This window comes from Treponema putidum (assembly GCF_000755145.1).
Classification (GTDB): Bacteria; Spirochaetota; Spirochaetia; order Treponematales; family Treponemataceae; genus Treponema_B; species Treponema_B putidum.
In genome coordinates this window covers 1,585,768-1,604,574 of record NZ_CP009228.1, presented here as the reverse complement: position 1 = coordinate 1,604,574, position 18,807 = coordinate 1,585,768, and the positions used below count along the sequence as shown (strand labels likewise).

General features: G+C 40.4%; 15 protein-coding genes and 2 pseudogenes. 6 read left to right on the top strand and 11 right to left on the bottom strand.

Annotated features, from left to right (window positions below):
• Positions 1 to 133 precede the first annotated feature (133 nt).
• The 7 genes from JO40_RS07240 to JO40_RS07215 form a co-directional block, all read right to left on the bottom strand.
• On the bottom strand, positions 134 to 388 hold the full coding sequence (locus JO40_RS07240) for a hypothetical protein (protein WP_044979749.1): 255 nt from the start codon (positions 386 to 388) through the stop codon (positions 134 to 136).
• A complete protein-coding gene (locus JO40_RS07235) occupies positions 357 to 638 on the bottom strand; it encodes a BrnT family toxin (RefSeq protein ID WP_044978754.1) in 282 nt (93 codons plus the stop codon). The genes JO40_RS07240 and JO40_RS07235 overlap by 32 nt, the downstream gene beginning before the upstream one ends.
• 506 nt (positions 639 to 1,144) lie before the next feature.
• Positions 1,145 to 2,359 (bottom strand): formylglycine-generating enzyme family protein, encoded by a 1,215-nt coding sequence (locus JO40_RS07230; RefSeq protein WP_044978753.1) that lies wholly within the window; start codon positions 2,357 to 2,359, stop codon positions 1,145 to 1,147.
• On the bottom strand, positions 2,356 to 3,216 hold the full coding sequence (locus tag JO40_RS07225) for a hypothetical protein (protein WP_044978752.1): 861 nt from the start codon (positions 3,214 to 3,216) through the stop codon (positions 2,356 to 2,358). The genes JO40_RS07230 and JO40_RS07225 overlap by 4 nt, the downstream gene beginning before the upstream one ends.
• Positions 3,217 to 3,374: 158 nt before the next feature.
• Positions 3,375 to 4,802, bottom strand: a complete 1,428-nt coding sequence (locus JO40_RS14665; RefSeq protein WP_245608787.1) for a hypothetical protein — start codon at positions 4,800 to 4,802, stop codon at positions 3,375 to 3,377.
• Positions 4,803 to 4,807: 5 nt separating this feature from the next.
• Positions 4,808 to 5,812 (bottom strand): hypothetical protein, encoded by a 1,005-nt coding sequence (locus JO40_RS14660; RefSeq protein ID WP_245608786.1) that lies wholly within the window; start codon positions 5,810 to 5,812, stop codon positions 4,808 to 4,810.
• Positions 5,813 to 6,040: 228 nt separating this feature from the next.
• The gene (locus JO40_RS07215; protein ID WP_044978751.1) at positions 6,041 to 6,919 is read right to left on the bottom strand and encodes an Rpn family recombination-promoting nuclease/putative transposase; all 879 of its coding nucleotides are present in this window, start codon (positions 6,917 to 6,919) and stop codon (positions 6,041 to 6,043) included.
• 265 nt (positions 6,920 to 7,184) lie between these two features.
• Here JO40_RS07215 and JO40_RS07210 point away from each other — a divergent pair, with 265 nt between their 5' ends.
• Positions 7,185 to 7,949, top strand: a complete 765-nt coding sequence (locus tag JO40_RS07210; protein WP_044978750.1) for an Rpn family recombination-promoting nuclease/putative transposase — start codon at positions 7,185 to 7,187, stop codon at positions 7,947 to 7,949.
• A gap of 77 nt (positions 7,950 to 8,026) precedes the next feature.
• Here JO40_RS07210 and JO40_RS07205 read toward each other — a convergent pair whose 3' ends face one another.
• The 4 genes and pseudogenes from JO40_RS07205 to JO40_RS07190 form a co-directional block, all read right to left on the bottom strand.
• Complete coding sequence (locus JO40_RS07205) at positions 8,027 to 8,767, bottom strand: copper homeostasis protein CutC (protein WP_044978749.1); 741 nt, start codon at positions 8,765 to 8,767, stop codon at positions 8,027 to 8,029.
• A gap of 22 nt (positions 8,768 to 8,789) precedes the next feature.
• Positions 8,790 to 10,034 (bottom strand): peptidase U32 family protein, encoded by a 1,245-nt coding sequence (locus JO40_RS07200; protein ID WP_044978748.1) that lies wholly within the window; start codon positions 10,032 to 10,034, stop codon positions 8,790 to 8,792.
• A 2-nt stretch (positions 10,035 to 10,036) separates the two neighbouring features.
• Positions 10,037 to 10,977, bottom strand: a pseudogene (locus JO40_RS15210) (alpha/beta hydrolase fold domain-containing protein).
• Positions 10,978 to 11,027: 50 nt separating this feature from the next.
• Positions 11,028 to 12,818 carry an ABC transporter ATP-binding protein gene (locus JO40_RS07190; protein ID WP_044979748.1) on the bottom strand — a complete coding sequence of 597 codons (1,791 nt, stop codon included), beginning with the start codon at positions 12,816 to 12,818 and terminating at the stop codon, positions 11,028 to 11,030.
• Between the two features lie 492 nt (positions 12,819 to 13,310).
• Here JO40_RS07190 and JO40_RS07185 point away from each other — a divergent pair, with 492 nt between their 5' ends.
• The 5 genes and pseudogenes from JO40_RS07185 to JO40_RS12875 all read left to right on the top strand — a co-directional run bounded on the left by JO40_RS07185 (position 13,311) and on the right by JO40_RS12875 (position 18,748).
• Positions 13,311 to 14,237, top strand: coding sequence for an Rpn family recombination-promoting nuclease/putative transposase (locus JO40_RS07185; RefSeq protein ID WP_044978747.1), 927 nt, complete (start codon positions 13,311 to 13,313; stop codon positions 14,235 to 14,237).
• Positions 14,238 to 14,416: 179 nt separating this feature from the next.
• Positions 14,417 to 15,295: an Rpn family recombination-promoting nuclease/putative transposase gene (locus tag JO40_RS07180; RefSeq protein ID WP_044978746.1), complete on the top strand. Its 879-nt coding sequence runs from the start codon at positions 14,417 to 14,419 to the stop codon at positions 15,293 to 15,295.
• A 153-nt stretch (positions 15,296 to 15,448) separates the two neighbouring features.
• Positions 15,449 to 15,682, top strand: a pseudogene (locus JO40_RS07175) (hypothetical protein); the annotation flags it as partial.
• 834 nt (positions 15,683 to 16,516) lie between these two features.
• Entirely contained in the window at positions 16,517 to 17,227 is a 711-nt protein-coding gene (locus JO40_RS07160) for a DNA-binding domain-containing protein (protein ID WP_044978742.1), read from the top strand.
• 204 nt (positions 17,228 to 17,431) lie between these two features.
• Complete coding sequence (locus JO40_RS12875) at positions 17,432 to 18,748, top strand: leucine-rich repeat domain-containing protein (RefSeq protein WP_049992351.1); 1,317 nt, start codon at positions 17,432 to 17,434, stop codon at positions 18,746 to 18,748.
• Positions 18,749 to 18,807: the final 59 nt, after the last annotated feature.

Here is an 18,807-nt window from a genome sequence, read left to right as displayed (position 1 = left end):
ACACTCTGCCTCTCGTCCGAGTGGAGGGTATACACTCGTTCGAGTGTTCGGATAATTCATACACATCATAAGATTTGCTATTTCAAGTTTGTTTTTGTATGAGCCATCGGAAAATCCTTGTTTCTATCCTCAGTCAATTACCTTCTTCTCCTTGCTTCAGCCATGCAAGAAGGTCATCATCAATTTCGGTTTGCATATCGGCTTTTTGTTGTCCATAACCGTGAGGATGAAGTTTATACCATGGTTTATACAGTTTCAACTGTGCAGCCGTATCTTTCGGACAATCGGAAAAATCAGTATTCTTAAAATTATTCAGCCGTTCCAAATCTTCAGCGGGTATCTCGTAGTTTGCAACTTCATCTAAACTCATAGTTTTTATAGTACTCATCTATTTCCTCCTGTTCGGCAAGGCGTGCCGAAATAATTCTGATTGCAGTTTTACGTTCGGTATAGATAACAGTCAACACCTTATTTACCATACCGATTGTTTTGTACCTATGCTCATCTATTGAAGAATGTTCTGCATCATACCGTTCAATACGTTTATCATCTAAAAAAAACTTTGCCGCCATCTCAAAAGCGATCCCGTATTTTTTGATATTTCTTTTATTTTTTTCTGCATCCCATTCAAATTCCATTATCTTTTATCTATGTCCTTATCTATTATTATACCACTTATACATATTCCATTTTTTTACGTCTTTTGCGTTTTGGAAGGCGGCTTGTACTTCAGACGAAGTGGTAAAATCGGTATAGTTGCCCTCCGTAACACCCGGTTCTTCGGTATAAAGAATACACTTCGCCTCATCATTATCCTGCCGCTGCGGTAAATCGTCAAAGAGCTTGGTAAAGGCATGTGCGGTAAGCTGCCGCAGCGTAAGACGCTGTTATTACCGGAAGCAACGCTTGTTTTGTCCCAACCGTTTAATTTAAACCAAAAAATTTTCGAGCCGCTAAAGCGGCTAGCACAATGCAGGTCAATCTTTTTTTCAAAAATTTACTGCACCACAAAACACATTTTGCCTGTTCGGTTTCACCGCTTTACCGCCATGGACGGCGGTGGTTCCAAACTTCCAAGAGTTTTAGACGCAAGTCTAAAACTCTAAGATGAAAAATGTACAAGGATGTACATTTTTCATCGACTCTAAGGCCGACAAGCCAAGCGGAAGCCGACCCCAGCGCCATACATTAAGCTAGAAGGACCAATAGGGTAAACTGAGCCTACAGTGGAGTGACCGGCATAACTACCAAAACTACCGCCACGCATAACCCGAGACCAGCCTGAATAGGGACCGTGAGGATCCGATACAAACCCGTCCAAGTCAAGTACATCCCCTTCTGCAGGATCTGATAAAAACCAATCCCAGCACAACTCCCACACGTTTCCCGACATGTCATATAAGCCGAGAGTATTTGCATCCTTGCTTGCGACTACGGAAGTCTTAGTTGTTGGAGGTGTTTGGCCTGTCCAACGGTGTCCATTCCACCAAAGGTAATATACAGCCACCCTGTTAAACTCATCCCTTAAACTTTTCCAGCTTTCCCCTTCAGGAGGTAAGGGAAGGTCTTTAAAACCTATAGGTTTTTTCATTCCGCTTCCGCTCCAAAGCTTTGTTAAATATACGGCTCCGTACTTGTCGGCATTCGTGCCGTCGCTTCCCTGCCAGCGAGCAGCATATTCCCATTCGACATTGGTAGGAAGTCTATAGCCTTTTTTACTCATATCGGCATAAGCGGCATCACAATCAGTTGTTGCCGTCGCATCTTTTAATACAACCGTATGATTGTCCTTTTTGCGGTAGACGCATTCGCCTATTCCTTTTTCTTTTTCAGTATACGCATTACACCACACAATGCAGTCCCGCCAACTTATAGTCGTTACAGGTTCTTTTTTTCCTGTATCTGTGGGAGCGGCTCCTGTTCCAGCACTGCCTTTTCTTCCCTTGTTTGCAAAGGTGTAGCCTTTACCTTCTGCCCATGTCAGTACCTCGTGCCACAGCTCATAGGTTACCTCCGTTTTGCCGATCTTATAGGGACTCAATTTTACCTTTCGTCCTTCGATAAATACACCTTCATAATAGCCAGGCCAATAGCTAGTCCAGTTATCCGGATTATTGGTCCAACCTGAAGGATGTAAAGAATAATCGCGCTTAACGCCTATTATTCCGTTTACAGGAGGGATTATTTTTACAAAGTACCCAGCGTCTTCAAAGGAACCTATATCGGAACTTTGAGAATTCCAATCTCCGGACCCTTCACTCCCCGAATCCTTGTCCAGCATGTTTTTAAAAAACGGGTTTTTACAAGCCGTAACCGATACAAAAAGTATCACCAAAAATAAAACAAAATTTTTTTTCATATTCTAAATCCTCCGCTGATTCCTATTGCCCAGATTACGGGATAGCCGCCTCTTAGATAGGGTTCGATAAATAAGTTGTTTATTGTAAATCGGTAACCGAATGCGGCTTCACCGAGGGCATACATAAAAAGTTTTGAAGGCTCTCTTTCTTTTAGGCCGAAAACGGCACCGCCTTCCAATTGGATAAAAAAGCCCGAATCCCGTTTTTTTATCTTTGGAAAATCATAAAAATTCCAACGGAATAAGAGGGCGGCATCAAAAATATGGTGTTTTTTAAAGTCATTGGAATAAAGAGCCTTTGCTCCCAAGGATAGGTGCCCTATTTTGAGTTTTAAAGGAAGCATAAAAAGGGTGTAAAGTCCCGTGCCCATCGCATAACCGTCAGGCGAATTCATATTTGCCTCGGCCAAGAGTCCTAAGGACCAGTTAAAAGTTTTTTTATCCCTATCGGCAAGGGAGATTCCCATTGAGGGCTTTTCAGGCGGTTCAGCCGGTTGAACATGGTCAGCCGAAACCTCACTCTCTTTTGCCTTAGATGCTTTTTTAGGTTCTATTTTTTTGGGTTCCGCCTTTTTAGGTACTTCCTTCCTAGGCGTTTCTTTTTTAGGTACAACCCTTTTAGGCTCTTCTTTTTTAGGTTCCGTGTTTTCGCTCTCCTGTTTAGGCTTTTCAAGCTCGGCAGTTTCCGTTTTAGAAAGCTCCGCCTGCTCTCCGGTAGGGTGTCCTACAGGACTTCCCGAAGATTGTCCCGCAGGGAGTCCCGCTGGGAGTTTTTGATAAACAACGAGCGTTCCCGCACCTACCAGCCCCAAAAAAATGAGAATCAACACACCTAGCTTCCGATAATTTTTCTCCATAAGGTATATTATAGCACATAAATGAAAAATTTGTCAAAGGACAAGTGTCAAACAGTGAAATCATTCCATTCTTAATTATAAATTCCCCACTAATCTTCTTTTACCATACGGCACGCCGAAAGCGTGCCGCGTAAAGTAAAGTGCATCTGAAAGATTAATTATTTCCATGTATAATGAGCAGCTGTCGATGGAGCACTAGAAGCTGGATTGTATATCAATTCGTGTGAGAATACCCCGCCAGAATCCTTTTCATCCGGTGAATCCAAATTCCCGTATAAGTTATATTCAAAAACTTTATTATTGTTGGCTTCACTGTGAGATGTATCAAATCCATTCTTACCCCAGGCGCCGTCAGAAGCAATCACGAGCTTTTTCTGCTTAACCGCGATAAAGCGGTAAAAATTATAACCAGTTCCTGGCTCCGGCGAATCTAGAACATTCTTTTCATTTAGTTTTTCTGCATTACCGGAAAATCCTCCCACCGTCTTACCTACTTTATACAGTACACTGCTACTTCTAAAGTTATCAATCCCATATATTGGTTGATAATTAGCCTTTTTCTTCATCTTTTGTTCGATCTTTGATGTAATGGCATACAGTACACCATCGACTATCTGTAAACTGTTGATATTGCTTTCCAATTTGGTGTAGTCGGGATACGGCAACGACGGTTCTGTCGCCACCGGCGGCTGCTCTGTTCCCACTGTAATCTCTCCGACAAAAGTTCTGTCCTCTTTTTTATACTTCTTTACCGATAAGGTATATCCAGTAGCCGATACAGTTCGCGAATTGACAAAGACCCCGTCCTTATTTGCCGCAAGAGCGGTAATTTCTTCATTTGGCGGGACTGAGATACTGTATCCCGTATCCTGCTCGGCGTTATCGAAGGTTTCATGGCCGAAGTGTCCCCATTTAAACCTTTTTATGGCGCGCGGTGAACTATAAGTCTCAACATAATACAAATAATTTTCCCCATCGGAAATATCGACTGCAATGGCATTCACACTACTTGACATATCCAAATCTTGAGCCGAAGACTTATCGTAAGAACCGTCTTCTTTTATGGCAAAACGCCTGAACCCTCCATTTATACCGTCAGCATATATATATAGATTACCGCCTTGGTCATAACAGAAAACATCGGTAGGTAATACTTGCTGAACCCTAGAAACCCAGAGTGCCTCGTTATCACTTGCTGGACAAGGTGTTTCTGCCGTATCGCCTATCCAATATTTCATTCCGAAATACGTAGATTCATCGCCCTTCTCCCACAACAGAATCTTTGTCTTCACGCCCTCCCACTCTTTCCATTCGTTATACCACTTTGCAGGCCCGGCATCACTAAAACTCAAAGCGTTTGTTGCGATATTAAGAGTTGCTATACGGTTGCGGTTTTTAACGATACGGGAACCTGCGGGAGTATCGGCGGCATCGAAGCCGTCATCGGCTATGTAGATGTTTTCGTCGTCAAAACCGATTACCTTTACCGCCCCGTAAAAATTTTCGGAATAATAAGAGGCGGGCACTGCCCGATTTTCAAAGCCTACGCTGTTTGAAAAACCGATTTTTACATGATTCCCCGCCAAATTGTTTATATTTTATAGCGGACAACCCCGCCTAAAGAGTAAAGGTTAGGATCACTTGATGTTATACTTTCATTAACTGTATTAAAAAGCACATATACATAATCGCCGCGGATAAAAATATCTTTTACTTCTGATGGCTTGCAATGGTGAATATCAATATGAGAACTAATCAGAATGTCTGAATGAGATGCCCCGGTCAAACTTGCGGCATTTATTATGTTATTTCCGCTGCTTACATGCAGCCATGCAACTCTGCCGTTATCTACGGCAAAGAAATTATTAACAGTGGAGAAACCTGTAATAGTAGTTGGATGCGTCAAATCGTTCTCATTTATTTCATTTAAGCCTACACCCATCCCGTACATTTTCCCCGTTGTATAATCGTTTGCGAGAAATTTGATCGTCGTTGTTGCCGGATGGACATCAAGTTCACCCTCACTCGTATAACGGACAAGATGGGTATCTCCGTCTCTATATCTGACATACAGCCGTCCCTTACTGTCACGAGCAAAGCTGTACGGGTTTTCCGATTTGGGAGCATTAATTTCTTTTCCGCCCATGTAGAGGGTTAAGTTGTAGTCGTGCTGCCCCTCTACGGTCTGCGTAAACAAAAGGTTGTTTAAGCCGGAAACGTTTTTGTTTAATAGGACGGTTACTTGATTTTGGCCTGAGGCTACGGTGTGAAAAGTCCTTCCCGACCATTGACCGGATGGGTTAATCGCCGTAACTATTATCTCTATCGTTTCACCGACAGGAACCAGCTCAACCAGAGATTTAGGTTCTTCGGCACTTAGCTCCCTCGTTACAGTATAGCCGTTCTCTTTGATTATATTGATTTTCATACGTGAAGATGAAAGAACTGGAAGTCCGTTGGAATCCAAGGCTCTGGCTCCATCGGGAAGTGTTCCATCAAAGCTCAAAATAAGCTCGCCGTATTCTTCATTTAAAAATAAATTACAGGATGATACCGTCAAAACAAGTATCATCAAAACAAAAAACATCTTTTTCATAAAAACCTCCATATAAATTCATCAACCGCAGAAAATATCAATTTTCTAGGATTGATGAATTTCAGCCGTTTCGAGAAAACTAGAAATGAGGAATATCGAACGGCGTTTTGCATCTGGTCATTCACACTTTATACTTCTACATTTGTACTTCGTTCTATCATTATACATCAAAAAATTTAAAATACCAAGTAAAATTTAAAAAAATTATTAAATTTTTCTACCCGCTAATCAGAGTTTTTGTATATCTTCTTTGCTGAGACCTGTAACTTGTATAATTTTTTGGATTGAATCCCCTAACTGCTTTAATAATTTGGCCGTTTCAAGTTTGTTTTGGTAAGCACCTTGAGATATGCCTTGTTCAATTCCCTGTTCAATGCCCTGTTGATACCCTTCATTTATACATGATGCCCTGTCGTGTTCATATTTCATACGGGAATCATAAAGCCATTTATCTCTAGGACTCATTTCCATTACAGAAATAGCGGTATTTGCCTTTCTCATCATCGGTGATTCTTGTTCTAACATTTTTCTTACCTCCGAATTGTCGGTTTCTATAAATTTCAGCCAGTTTAATAAGCGTTTCATTTTGTTATCTCTAAATTGAGAACCTTCTAACACTTTTGCTTTCTCAAGGTTTAATATATGAATCTCAAGTTTTGAAGCTAAAGGCTCTTTTGTATCTTGTTCAAGAACAAGATACTTATTGTGCAACCGCTTATTTTTATTAAAGCCTTTTCCTATCAAATTTATTGTAATACATTTTGGGAGATTTGTATAGTCTTGACCTTGTTTTATTCCTTCATTGTACATCTTGGACCAATAATACAAAGTTCTTGCATCAAAATCACGATGCCATACATTTTGAATTTCAATATCTACAAAAGTTCCGTCTTTTAATCTTAGCTTGATATCTAAAATACCTAATTTTTCAGTTAAAATCTCCTTATAAAACTCCTTATCTAAGAGCTCCAAGCCTGTAATTGTTTCAGACGGAATGTCTAAGATACATTCCAGCAAGTCCTGTAATACGTCCTTGTTCTCCTCAGTACCAAAAACACGTTTAAATGCGTAGTCGTTTTGGAGGGTGATTTTAAAAAGTTTTTTCATATTTAATCTCTCTAAATAATTTTTTTTAAAAGAAGAAAAAACTTCCCCCTTTCATAATTATTATAGAGATTATTTGAAGTTAATAGCAAAAATTTTTTTAAAAAGAATTAAATTTTATTGATTATTTAACCGCAAGGGACGCAAAGCGTTGAGCTCACGCTCAACTTCACAAAGGAATTTTTTTAAACTGCTTCGATTACAAAAATCTTTTTCTAACTTACTCTTTTTTTCAAATATACCCTATAAATATAATGGGAGAAAGCAAATGCTAAAAAAATTTGAAGATTTAACATTTACGGATGATTTTATGTTTTGTAAAATCATGCAAAATGAAGATTTATGCAAAGGGCTTATTGAAATGATATTATCAGATACAATAGGAAAAATTACCTATATCTCGGTACAACATAATATTAGTACCTATGAACAGGCAAAGTCCGTACGGTTTGATGTTTTGGTGCAGGCAGAAGATGGTAAACTTTATGATATAGAAATGCAGGTAAGCAATGAACGCAATATCCCGAAGCGTATGCGGTTTTACCAAGCTGCCATAGATATCTCGTTTTTGGACAAAGGTAATTCCTATAATAACTTAAATGACAGCATTATAATTTTTATCTGCTTGTTTGATGTTATAGGCAAAAATAGGCCTATTTATACCTTTGAAAACCTTTGTATAGAGGACAAAAATACCCCTTTACAAGACGGCACTCTAAAGGTTATAATAAATGCAGAGGCCTTTAATAACACTGAGGACAAAGAACTAAAGGAATTTTTAGAATATATTAAAACCGGAAAAGTAAAAAATGAATTTACAAGGGAGATAGAAGCTATGATACAAAAAGTAAAACAAAACGAACAGGCAAGGCAAGAATACAGGTTAATGTCCACTTTTGAGATGGATGCTAGGGATAAAGGTGCTTATGACAATAAACGAGAAACAGCTAAACTTATGAAAAAACGAGGCTATCCAGTTCCTGAAATTTTGTTAATGACAGGTCTTACCGAATCCGAAATCGAAAAACTGTAGCTCCAGAAAAAAAGTCAAAAATATCAAAGAAAAAGTGTCAAATTCCAAATTGCACTTTTCACTTCAGCATTTACCCATTACAAACTTTCTCTGACCCTTATCATCTCATCAAGACCGGCAACTTCAATGCTGTCCTCAGGCGGATAGAGGCCTCCTCCGTAGTAGATTGAAGGATTTGCCCTAGTAGACGGCTCTTCCCTGCGTTTTAGGGCTGCAAAGTGAATCTGATCAACACCTGTGAGTTTGATTATTTTTGAAGCGTTTTTTTCGGTGATGCCGCCGCCGGGTAAAATTTCGATTCGGCCTTTTGCACGCTTTACCATTTTGGCAATTAGGTCGGCACCCTCATAAGCTGTGGGCTCTTGGCCGCTCGTTAAAACTCTGGTAAAACCTAAAGAAATAAGTTCATCCAGAGCCTTTAAGGGATCGGGCACCACATCAATAGCTCTATGAAAAACCCTATCCGCTCTTCCTGCAATTTTTATCATAGCCTCACACCGTTTTGCATCTATGGTTCCGTCTTTTTTTAAAAAACCGAAAACAATGCCGTCTGCGCCGTTGTCTATAAAAAGTTTTGCATCTTCAAGCATAGTCTTATACTCATAAGACGAATAAAAGAAGCCGGCAGCTCTCGGTCTTACCATGGTCATAACCTCAAGATGAGTTTCTTTTTTAACCAATTTTAAAGTTCCAAGGGAGGGCGTTAAACCTCCCAAAAAAAGAGAAGAATTAAGCTCAACCCTTGATGCTCCTGCCTTTTCTGCTAAGACTGCATCCTCAAGAGACCCCGCACAAATTTCAATTTTAATATTTTTCATATAACCTCCTACAATAATGCTCCTATTCCTTACACCTTACCAAAAATTTTTCGGCTATGGGTTTATCGGTTTTGATGATACAGGGATGCCCGTGGCAGACCCAATCCATTTTTTCCCTTGTGTCGGGTTTAAGAAGAACATAATCCCTGTCCTCTATAGAACAAATATCAGGCCCTACATATTCGAGCGGAAGACCTGAATCTATCTTATTCATCGAAATAAATTCATATTCATTTTCAGAAAGCCTTTTACCGATTTTGCCTGCGAGCATGTAGGGAGACTTTGACTCGCCTGCGGTGGTCTTATTTGCCTCCGCACTCGAAAAATAAAAGCCGGTAGTAAACTCCCTGTGGGCCGTTTTGTATAGTTCTTGTATAAAGGGGGCAGCTTCTTTTTCTCCTATTTTCCCGTCTAAAAAATCTATTTTTTTTCGGTAAGCCCTTGCGGTTAAGGCCGTATAGTAAATGCTTTTCATGCGGCCTTCTATTTTTAAAGAATCGGCTCCGGCTTCTTTCATTTTGTCGAGGTGGTCTATCATACATAAATCTTTTGAAGAAAAAAGAGCCGTATAGTTTTCGCCTTCTTCTACGGGGAAAAGCTCTCCCTTCCGCTCGGATTCTTCTACAAAGAAGTGTCCGCCTTTTTCGCAGTACATCTTATAATTCCAGCGGCATGAATGGGTGCATTCCCCTGCGTTCGCACTTCGGTCGGTAAGATAGGCGCTTATAAGGCATCTTCCCGAATAAGAAATACACATTGCCCCGTGCACAAAACATTCAAGCTCCATTTCGGGGACCCTTTGTTTTATTTCGCTCACGTCCTCAAGGCTTGCTTCCCTTCCCAAAACTACGCGGGAAAAGCCTAAGTCCTTGTACACCCTTACGGCCTCATAGTTTATGCAGTTTGCCTGCGTACTTAAATGAAGCGGAATATCGGGAAAGTTTTCTTTTAAAATTCTGGCGGCTCCCAAATCTTGAACAATAAAGGCATCGAAAGGATATTGCTTAAAATATTTTGTCTCTTCTAAAAGTTTTTTTAAATCCTCATTATGAAACGAAATATTTATTGCACAATAAAGTTTTTTTGTTAAGCCCCTCTTTTTATACTCTTCTTTTAAAAGAGAAATATTTTTATATTCTTCTCCCGAAAAATTATCGGCCTTAGCTCTAAGCGAAAAGTTTTTTAATCCTATATAGGCTGCATCGGCTCCGTACTCCCATGCATAATCCAATTTTTCAAAATTGCCCGCAGGCGAAAGAATTTCCATTATTATTCCCCTATCAAATCGGCCTTATTTTCTATCACGGAGCCCTTATCAAAAAAGCCGGTTATTTTTTTTCCGACAGCTTCAACTTCAAGATGAGCATTAGCAAAGTAATCGGGTAAGGCATGAAACAAATGGGGCATATCATCAATTTTATCGAGCACAGCCACTCCTCCGGCCTTTTCGATTTTTTCGCAAAGCCTCATTGAATCATCTAAAAGAATTTCATTGCCCCCGCATTGAATAAAAACAGGAGGAAAGTTTTCAAAGTTTCCAAAAATAGGAGAGACAAGTTCATTGGTAAAGTTTTTTTCTTCAGTGTATAATTGGGCGGCACCCAGCAGAGCTTCTTGAGAAAACACAAAATCTTTTTTTTGTTTGCGCTTAAGCCCTCGCTTGAACAGCTTAAATCCGCCCAAGGCGAAAATAAAACCAGTAAGGCAGGGAGGGGAAGCCGTTTATTCTTTAAATAATGGATTAGCGAAAGAATCAAGCCTCCGCCGGCCCCGTCTCCTGCAAGAATCAAATTTGCCGATTCAACCGTATGCGAGTCTATAAGTTTTGAATAAACCTTATAAATATCTTCAAAGGCGGCAGGAAAGGGATGTTCGGGAGCCGGCTTGTACTCGGGTAAATACAAATCGGCAGAAGCTTCATGAGCAAGGCCTGCACAAAAGGAACGGTAAGCCTTTTTTGTGCCGCTTATAAAAGAACCGCCATGGATATATAAGATTGCTCTTCCTGAAATTGCCATCTCGGGTCTTAATATATCGGTCTTTATTCCTCTAAACTCGGTTTCAGATATGTCCACATTGTTCGGCATATGAGGTGAATATAAAATATCATCATACTCAAAACGTAACTCGTCTATGGTATGTTTGCGGGAAAGTATGGCCTTTTTAAATTTCTTTTTTAATTCTTTTATATCCTTTAATCCGTTTTGCACCTAAATGTCTCCAGTTAATCGGTTTTTAATTATTAGTTTTAAGCTATCGATTAAAACTCATCAAGTTTGCGCAAATTCGCATAGATGCCGTTTAAACTTAAAAGCTCCTCGTGAGTGCCTCTTTCCATAATGCCTTCATCGGTAACAACCAAAATCCTGTCGGCATTTCTTATGGTAGAAAGACGGTGGGCTATAACTATTGTAGTCCTTTCCTCCGAAAGCTCTTCGATTGCCCTTTGAATTAAAATTTCGTTTTCGGTATCGAGGGCTGATGTTGCCTCATCTAAAATCAAAATCGGAGGATTTTTTAAAAAGACTCTGGCAATGGAAATTCTTTGTTTTTGTCCGCCCGAAAGTCTTACTCCCCGCTCTCCCACGTAAGAATCATAGCCTTCCTCCAAGCTCATAATAAAATCATGAATGTGGGCATTCTTTGCCGCTTCAATAATTTCTTCATCGGAAGCCTCCGGTTTTCCGTAGGCTATATTTTCTTTTATCGTCCCGCCGAAAAGATAAACATCCTGCTGCACAATCCCTATATTTTCCCTCAAGGACTTTAAAGTTAAGTCCCGAATGTCCTTACCGTCTATGCTTATTTTTCCGTTTAGTACATCATAAAAACGGGGAAGAAGAGAACATATCGTCGTTTTTCCGCCTCCTGAGGGGCCGACTAGGGCAAGGGTTTTTCCTGCCGGAATATCTATCGAAATATTTTTTAAGATTGTTGTAGTTTCATTGTAGCTGAAATCTACATTTTCGTATTTTATGTTCCCCTTTACGTCCTTTAGCTCGACGGCATCTTCTTTTTCGGTAATGTCAGGTGCCGTTTCTACAATCTGCAAAAAGCGTTTAAAACCGGCAGCTCCCTTTTGAAACATCTCGGTAAAATTGATAAGTAAATTTATCGGAGCGATATAAATATTTATGTACAAGACATAGATGGTCAAATCGGGAATTGTAAGTTCATTCTTTGCAACAAAAAAACTTCCGGCTAAAACCGTTACGATAAAAAACAGCCCCTGCAAAAGACCGTTTACCGCAAAAAACTCTCCCATCTGCCTGTAGTTTATATATTTAGAATGAACAAATGCCTCGTTTGCCGTATCGAATTTTTTACTTTCCAATTCTTCGTTTGCAAAGGACTGCACCACCCTTATCCCCGAAAGAGTATCCTGCACCTGCGAATTTATTCCGGCTATTGTTTTGCGGTTGAGCATAAAGATTTTACGCATCTTTTTGTTTTGAAAAAAAGTAAAGATGAACATAAGCGATGTAACCGAAGCCAAAATGAGGGTAAGCCTTACATTGATAAAACAAAGGAGCGAAAATGACCCTATTATTTTTAAAAAGGAAATAAAAAGGTTTTCGGGGCCGTGGTGTGCAAGCTCAGATATATCAAAAAGGTCTGAAACAATCCTCGAAATCATATCGCCTGTTTTGTTTTGATCGTAATATGAAAAGGAAAGCCGCTGCATGTGGTTAAAGAGGTCATTCCTCATATCCCTTTCCATACGGGCACCCATTATGTGTCCCCATGAAGTTATAAAATACTGGGCAAAGTATCTTATGATATAAAGCCCCAAAAGAATGGCTGCAATTATAAGCCCAAGATATACAATGGCCGAGGCTTGCACATCAAAACTAAAAATTGTCTTATCCGAAAAAAGCAAAACCTCGCCTCTTCTTATTTTTGGAATTATCCTTGTTAAATACCTTATCACCTGAGGAAAAACCAAGTCCACCGCAGACACCAAGAGAGCGCAAAATAGATCAAAGAAAAACAAGAATTTATAAGGCTTATAATAGGCCGCAAATTTTAAAAAGGTGCTTTTTTTATGCATGTTTTCGATAATATACGATAAACAAAAAAAGTAAATAGGCGTTTTAAAAGGCGTGTTTAATTTAATCGCAAGGAAAGCAAAGACCGCTAAGATTTTTTTAAATGCTTCGAGGCTAAGACGCTTTTTCGGAAGAAAAATGTTGCGAACGGCGTCAATTAAAAAAATCTTTTCCCAAACATTGGAATCCGCCATTAAATTAAACATAAACCGCGAAGCCCGCAAAGCGCTGAGCTTCGCTCAACTTCGCAAAGGTAAATTAAAGAATATCTTAGAAAAGCCCCTTTTCAAGTTCCTCTGCGTCCCTTGTGGTTAAACATAAACCGCCAAGCCCGCAAAGCGCTGAGCTTCGCTCAACTTCGCAAAGAGTGAATTAAAGAATATCTTAGCAAAACTCCCTTCAAATTCCTTTGCGCCCCTTGCGGTTAAATAAAAAGAACTGCCCTTTTAAAATTGCTGTAAGTGTGCTATAATACAATAAGTGAGGAAACCGCTATGAGTACGTCAAATAGAAAATATAAAGACTCGGTGTTTGTCGATTTGTTCAGTGAAGACGAAAAAGCAAAAGAAAATTTCTTGTCGCTGTATAATGCCTTGCATGATACTAAACTTACGGCAATAGAGAACTTAAAAAATATCCGCCTCGATCAAGTCTTGTACATGACATTCTATAATGATGTTTCTTATCTTGTAGATAATAAAATAATAGTCCTTGCTGAACATCAGTCGACAATCAACCCGAATATGCCTTTACGCTGCCTTGAGTACATCAGCCGCCTTTATGAAACTCTATTTGAATCAAAAGAAAAATACAGCCGCAAACTCTTAAACATTCCTACTCCCGAATTTTATGTTTTTTACAATGGCGAGGAAGCCTATCCTTCTGATAAAAATCTGAAACTATCGGAGGCCTTTATAGAAAGAGGAACGGAAACTAATCTTGAATTGACTGTTAAAGTAATAAACATAAACCGGCAAAACCGCCATCCGGTATTGGAAAACTGCCGGACAATGCAGGAATACAGCATATTTGTGGAAACGGTGCGCAAGTGGAAAGAAATAGATGCTCAAAACGGTTTTGAAAAAGCCGTTGAAGAATGTATAGAAAACAATATTTTGCGTGAATATCTAAAACGCAAGACTAAGGAGGTATTGAACATGTTGTTAGCCGAATATGATTATGAAACCGATATAGCCGTACAACGTGCAGAAGAGCGTGAAATAGCCTTTGCCGAAGGAATTGAACAAGGAATTGAACAAGGGATTGAGCAGGGGATTGAAAAAGGCATACAGCAAGGCTTTGCCGACGGTTCGTACCAAACAAAACTTGAAACGGCAAAGTTGATGAAACATGCGAATTGTGAACTTGATTTTATTATGCAGATGACAGGCCTTACAAAAGAAGAAATCGAACAGCTTTAGAAAGTGCAGTAATCAATGGTTAATGTGTAATTGATAATGAAGAATTACACATAAGTTTCTTTCTTAATTTCATAAAAAAAATTCCTTTTCGCTCTCTGCGTCCCTTGCGGTTAAATTAAAAGAACTGCCCTTTTAAAATTGCTGAAGATATGGTATAATATGACAAGGAGGGCATAGTCATGACTACGTCAAACAGAAAATATAAAGATTCGGTGTTTGTAGACCTTTTCAGTGAAGATGAAAAAGCAAAAGAAAATTTCTTGTCGCTATACAACGCCTTACACAGTACGAACCTTCCGCTTTCATGCCCTGTAGAAAACATAAGGCTTGAAAACGTTATGTACATGAACATAATCAACGACGTTTCCTGCCTTGTAGACGGTAAAATCATCGTCCTCGCGGAACACCAATCGACAATAAACGAAAACATGCCGTTACGCTTTTTAGAATACATCGCGCGTCTCTATGAAAAGTTGCAAGCACCGACAGACAGATATTTAAGAAAGCTGTCAAAAATACCTGCACCTGAGTTTTATGTCTTTTACAACGGCACGGAAGATTACCCTGAAACTACGGTTCTAAAACTGTCTGATGCATTTATAACAAAACTTGAACACGCCCCGCTGGAACTGACGGTGCAGGTTTTAAACATCAACACGGACAAAGCAAATAAAGTCTTAGCAGCCTGCAAGCCGCTTGAAGAATACAGTCTATTTGTGAAAGAGGTAAGAAAACAAACCCAACTGGACTCAGAAAACGGTTTTACCAATGCGGTAAAAATATGTATAGAAAAAGGAATCTTAAAAGAATACTTACAGCGAAAATCACGGGAGGTAATCAATATGTTAGTAGCAGAATACGATTATGATACAGACATCGCAGTACAGAGGGAAGAAAGTTTAAGGATAGGTATCCGGCAAGGAGTACAACAAGGCTTTGCCGACGGTTCATACAAAAAAGCTCTTGAAACGGCAAAGTTGATGAAACATGCGAATTGTGAACTTGATTTTATTATGCAGATGACAGGCCTTACAAAAGAAGAGGTGGAAAGCGTTTGAACCCGAATCTCTCCGCTATATTACTGACAGCACTTTTGCAAATAGGCGGAGCAGATGCAAGAAGTTAGGCAAAAAAGTACCGCAGGCGTATCGGGTATACGTCGAGGACACTTTTTTGCCGTGTGACGCAGTAGATGCCCGCATATTTGCAAAAGAGAGGTAATAAATATGTTAGTAGCAGAATACGATTATGATACAGACATCGCAGTACAGAGGGAAGAAAGTTTAAGGATTGGTATACAACAAGGTATTAAACAAGGCTTTGCCGACGGTTCGTACCAAACAAAACTTGAAACGGCAAAAAACTTAATCGGGTTAAGATTGTCGATTGAAGATATAGCACAAGCGACCGGCCTTACAAAAGAAGAAGTGGAAGCGATTAATTAATGTGTAATTGATAATGTAGAATTACACATAAGTTTCTTTCTTAATTTCATAAAAAAAATTCCTCTGCGCCCCTTGCGGTTAAATAAAAAAAATCTTTCCCCTAAAGGTTGAAATCTGCGTATAAACATGCTATACTTCACAGTAATGACAGATAAACGCTCAGCCGGCAGTTATACACATTCTCACAAAAAAAATGCAATGTCAAAACATAAAATTTTGACAAGTTTTGCAAAAATACCGTGCAAAGCACCGTGCAAAGCACTTGACACGCTTGACAACGCTTTCATAATTTTTGCGGCAAGCGGCAAGCAGCAAGCGGCATAAGTGCGCAGTCTGCCCAAATAAAAATACACCCAAAAATACGATTTTCTCAACCGATAACACGCACAAGACAGGATTACCGTCTTCGTGCGTTTTTTACATTACACCGTTTAATAAACCGCAAGGAACGCAAAGCGTTGAGCTTCGCTCAGCTTCGCAAAGAAATAATAGGAACGTCCTACGGATTGAGACTCATCAATCCAAAATGAATAGGGGAGGAACGGCACTTTTTCGGATAAAAGTTCCTTAACCTCGAAACTTCGTTGGTTGTTACTCTCTCCTATGGCCCCACCTTTCTTCAAAAGAACCGCTTAGGGGTTCCACCCCTAAGAACCCCGCCTATAAACGGGGTTTCCAAAGGGGTGTCCCCTTTGGAAGCGCAGGAAGGAGAGAGAGGGTTTTAGGGAGAGAGAGGAAACCTTGCTCTGAACGAGGTGTCCTCTCTCTCCCTAAGAAAACCGAGGGGTCTAAGGGGACACCTCCCCTTAAAAACAATTTTTAGGAGGCAAAGAGATGTTAAAGTATTCACTACGAGAAAACTTACTCACCCCTGCGCCGGACGATTACATGGCGCAGGCACAGGATGTGCGCTCGTACACCCTTGACGAGATTATCGACCTTATGATGCAAAAAGGTTCCACGCTCACGAGGGCCGACGTTGCGGCTGTACTGCAAATCTACGGCGAAGTATGCGCCTCGCTCATTGCAGACGGATCGGCGGTCAACACCCCGCTTATGAATACCTCTTTGAGCATTTCAGGCGTGTTCAACGGGGCGAACGACTCTTTCGACAAAAAGCGGCACACGGTAAACTTAAACCTAACCGCCGGCTCCCTTTTGCGCGAGGCTGTTACAAAAGTCAAATGCGAAAAAACCGAAGGAGCGAGCACCGGCCCCTACATCACCGAAGTCGCCGACATCGTTTTCGGCAAGGTAAACGAAGTACTCACTAAAGGCGGAGTAGTTCAGTTAGTAGGAAGCCGTCTTAAATTCGACGCAAAAGACGCCTCTCAAGGCATCTTCTTTGTGCCCGAAACGGGAGCCCCCGTCCGTGCAGCCGTAACCGCCGAAAACAAGCCTGCCCGCCTTATGGCCATAATCCCCGCCGATTTAGCAGCAGGCAACTGGTACATCGAAGTGCGCACAAAGATGATCGGTTCATCGCAAAAAAGCAAAACCCTTAAAACGGGCAGATTCGATAAACCGCTTACGTGCACCGCTTAAACAAACGGTTCTACGTCAGGCAAAGATACTAATCTACGTCAGCCGTAGTACATAATCTGCGCCGGCCGCAGATTATAAGCTTCGTCAGCCGTAGAACACAGTCTACGCCTGCCGTAGTACATAATCTACAGCAGACGTATTGTAATCGAAACGTCCTACTGGATTGGGACCCGTCAATCCAAACAAAATAAGGAGATTTTTATAATGAAACAAATTAATTTAAGACGGGCAGTAAACCTTACTGCATTGGTATTGGCAGCAGGACTGCTGATAGGATTGACAGGCTGTAAGCCTAAAGTAGACCCTAAGTATAATTACAAGGTAGAACATTTGCAGCAAAATATTGCAGACGATAATTACACCTTGTACGAAACGGAAACATTAAGCGGCAAGGCCGACGAAACTACCTCTGCAGCAGCTAAACCATACGCAGGTTTTACTGCTCAAGGTTTTAGTCAAGCGGCAATAAAGGCTGACGGCTCCACTGTAGTGCAAATTAAGTATGACAGAAAAACAATCACTCTTAAACTTAATTTAGACGGCGGAACTACGACCACACCGCTTACGGACGGAGAAGACTCTACAAAGCTCCTAACAGGAAAATTCGGAGCAAAAATACCGGAACTTACAAACTTGAAAAAAGACCCCCTTATTTTTGATGGCTGGGAACCGGAACTCCCCTCTACATTTCCGGCTTTACCGGCTGAAACCTACAAGGCCCTATGGGCTACCAAGTACAGAATTACCGTAAAAGGAGATGAAAGAACAGTCATATCCGAAAATATACTAACAATCGATCAGGGTAAAACGTGGAACGATATAAAAGCTGAGGCAACAGGCAAAGTAAGCTTAACAACCGAATGGAATAACGAAGATAATAACGGAGATTATGGCATCTATGAGTGGAGGCTCGGCGATGAAAACGGAATAAAACTTGTCGATACCTACCCAATAGACAAACACATGACCGTATACGCCGTAACCAACTATACCCGATTTAATATTAAAGGAAAAGCAATTGAAACGGTAAATGATAAGGGCTACAACGGATCAAAACCTAAAGGCAAGATAATAATCCCGGAAGGTATTACCGGAATAAGAACTGATCAGTATGATACGGGCTATGACGGAGCTTTTTATAATTGTACCGGCATAACAAGTATCAGTCTGCCTGCAAGCCTTACGTATATAGGAAGAAGAGCTTTTTGCGGTTGTACGGGTTTACAAACTATAAACCTGCCTGCAAGCCTTAAGTCAATAGGCGTAGGGGCTTTTCGCGACTGTACCGGCTTAACAAGTATAACTCTGCCTGCAACCCTTAAGGAAATAGGCAGGGAGGCCTTTGTGGATACAAATTTAGAAAGTGCCGTCTTCGAAGACCCAACAGGGTGGCGTAGGTATGGCTACAGTGGAGGATATCAGGATATAGTTGCAAACGATTTAAGGGATCCTTCAAAAGCGGCAAAGTATTTATGCAAATATGAGGGCGGTTATGCTCTTTTCATCTGGAAGAAAGATTAAAATCAATCGGTAATTTGCAGTGGGGATGTCTCAAAAGTTTGTTACTTTTTCGCCATCCC

What these genes read in the sequence shown, in the direction of transcription:
- JO40_RS07205 (WP_044978749.1), bottom strand. Translation starts at nt 8,767, where the DNA reads ATGAAAAATATTAAAATTGAAATTTGTGCGGGGTCTCTTGAGGATGCA.
- JO40_RS07160 (WP_044978742.1), top strand. Translation starts at nt 16,517, where the DNA reads ATGTTAAAGTATTCACTACGAGAAAACTTACTCACCCCTGCGCCGGAC.
- JO40_RS07200 (WP_044978748.1), bottom strand. Translation starts at nt 10,034, where the DNA reads ATGGAAATTCTTTCGCCTGCGGGCAATTTTGAAAAATTGGATTATGCA.
- JO40_RS07235 (WP_044978754.1), bottom strand. Translation starts at nt 638, where the DNA reads ATGGAATTTGAATGGGATGCAGAAAAAAATAAAAGAAATATCAAAAAA.
- JO40_RS07180 (WP_044978746.1), top strand. Translation starts at nt 14,417, where the DNA reads ATGACTACGTCAAACAGAAAATATAAAGATTCGGTGTTTGTAGACCTT.
- JO40_RS07215 (WP_044978751.1), bottom strand. Translation starts at nt 6,919, where the DNA reads ATGAAAAAACTTTTTAAAATCACCCTCCAAAACGACTACGCATTTAAA.
- JO40_RS07210 (WP_044978750.1), top strand. Translation starts at nt 7,185, where the DNA reads ATGCTAAAAAAATTTGAAGATTTAACATTTACGGATGATTTTATGTTT.
- JO40_RS07190 (WP_044979748.1), bottom strand. Translation starts at nt 12,818, where the DNA reads ATGCATAAAAAAAGCACCTTTTTAAAATTTGCGGCCTATTATAAGCCT.
- JO40_RS07240 (WP_044979749.1), bottom strand. Translation starts at nt 388, where the DNA reads ATGAGTACTATAAAAACTATGAGTTTAGATGAAGTTGCAAACTACGAG.
- JO40_RS07225 (WP_044978752.1), bottom strand. Translation starts at nt 3,216, where the DNA reads ATGGAGAAAAATTATCGGAAGCTAGGTGTGTTGATTCTCATTTTTTTG.
- JO40_RS07230 (WP_044978753.1), bottom strand. Translation starts at nt 2,359, where the DNA reads ATGAAAAAAAATTTTGTTTTATTTTTGGTGATACTTTTTGTATCGGTT.
- JO40_RS12875 (WP_049992351.1), top strand. Translation starts at nt 17,432, where the DNA reads ATGAAACAAATTAATTTAAGACGGGCAGTAAACCTTACTGCATTGGTA.
- JO40_RS07185 (WP_044978747.1), top strand. Translation starts at nt 13,311, where the DNA reads ATGAGTACGTCAAATAGAAAATATAAAGACTCGGTGTTTGTCGATTTG.
- JO40_RS14660 (WP_245608786.1), bottom strand. Translation starts at nt 5,812, where the DNA reads ATGAAAAAGATGTTTTTTGTTTTGATGATACTTGTTTTGACGGTATCA.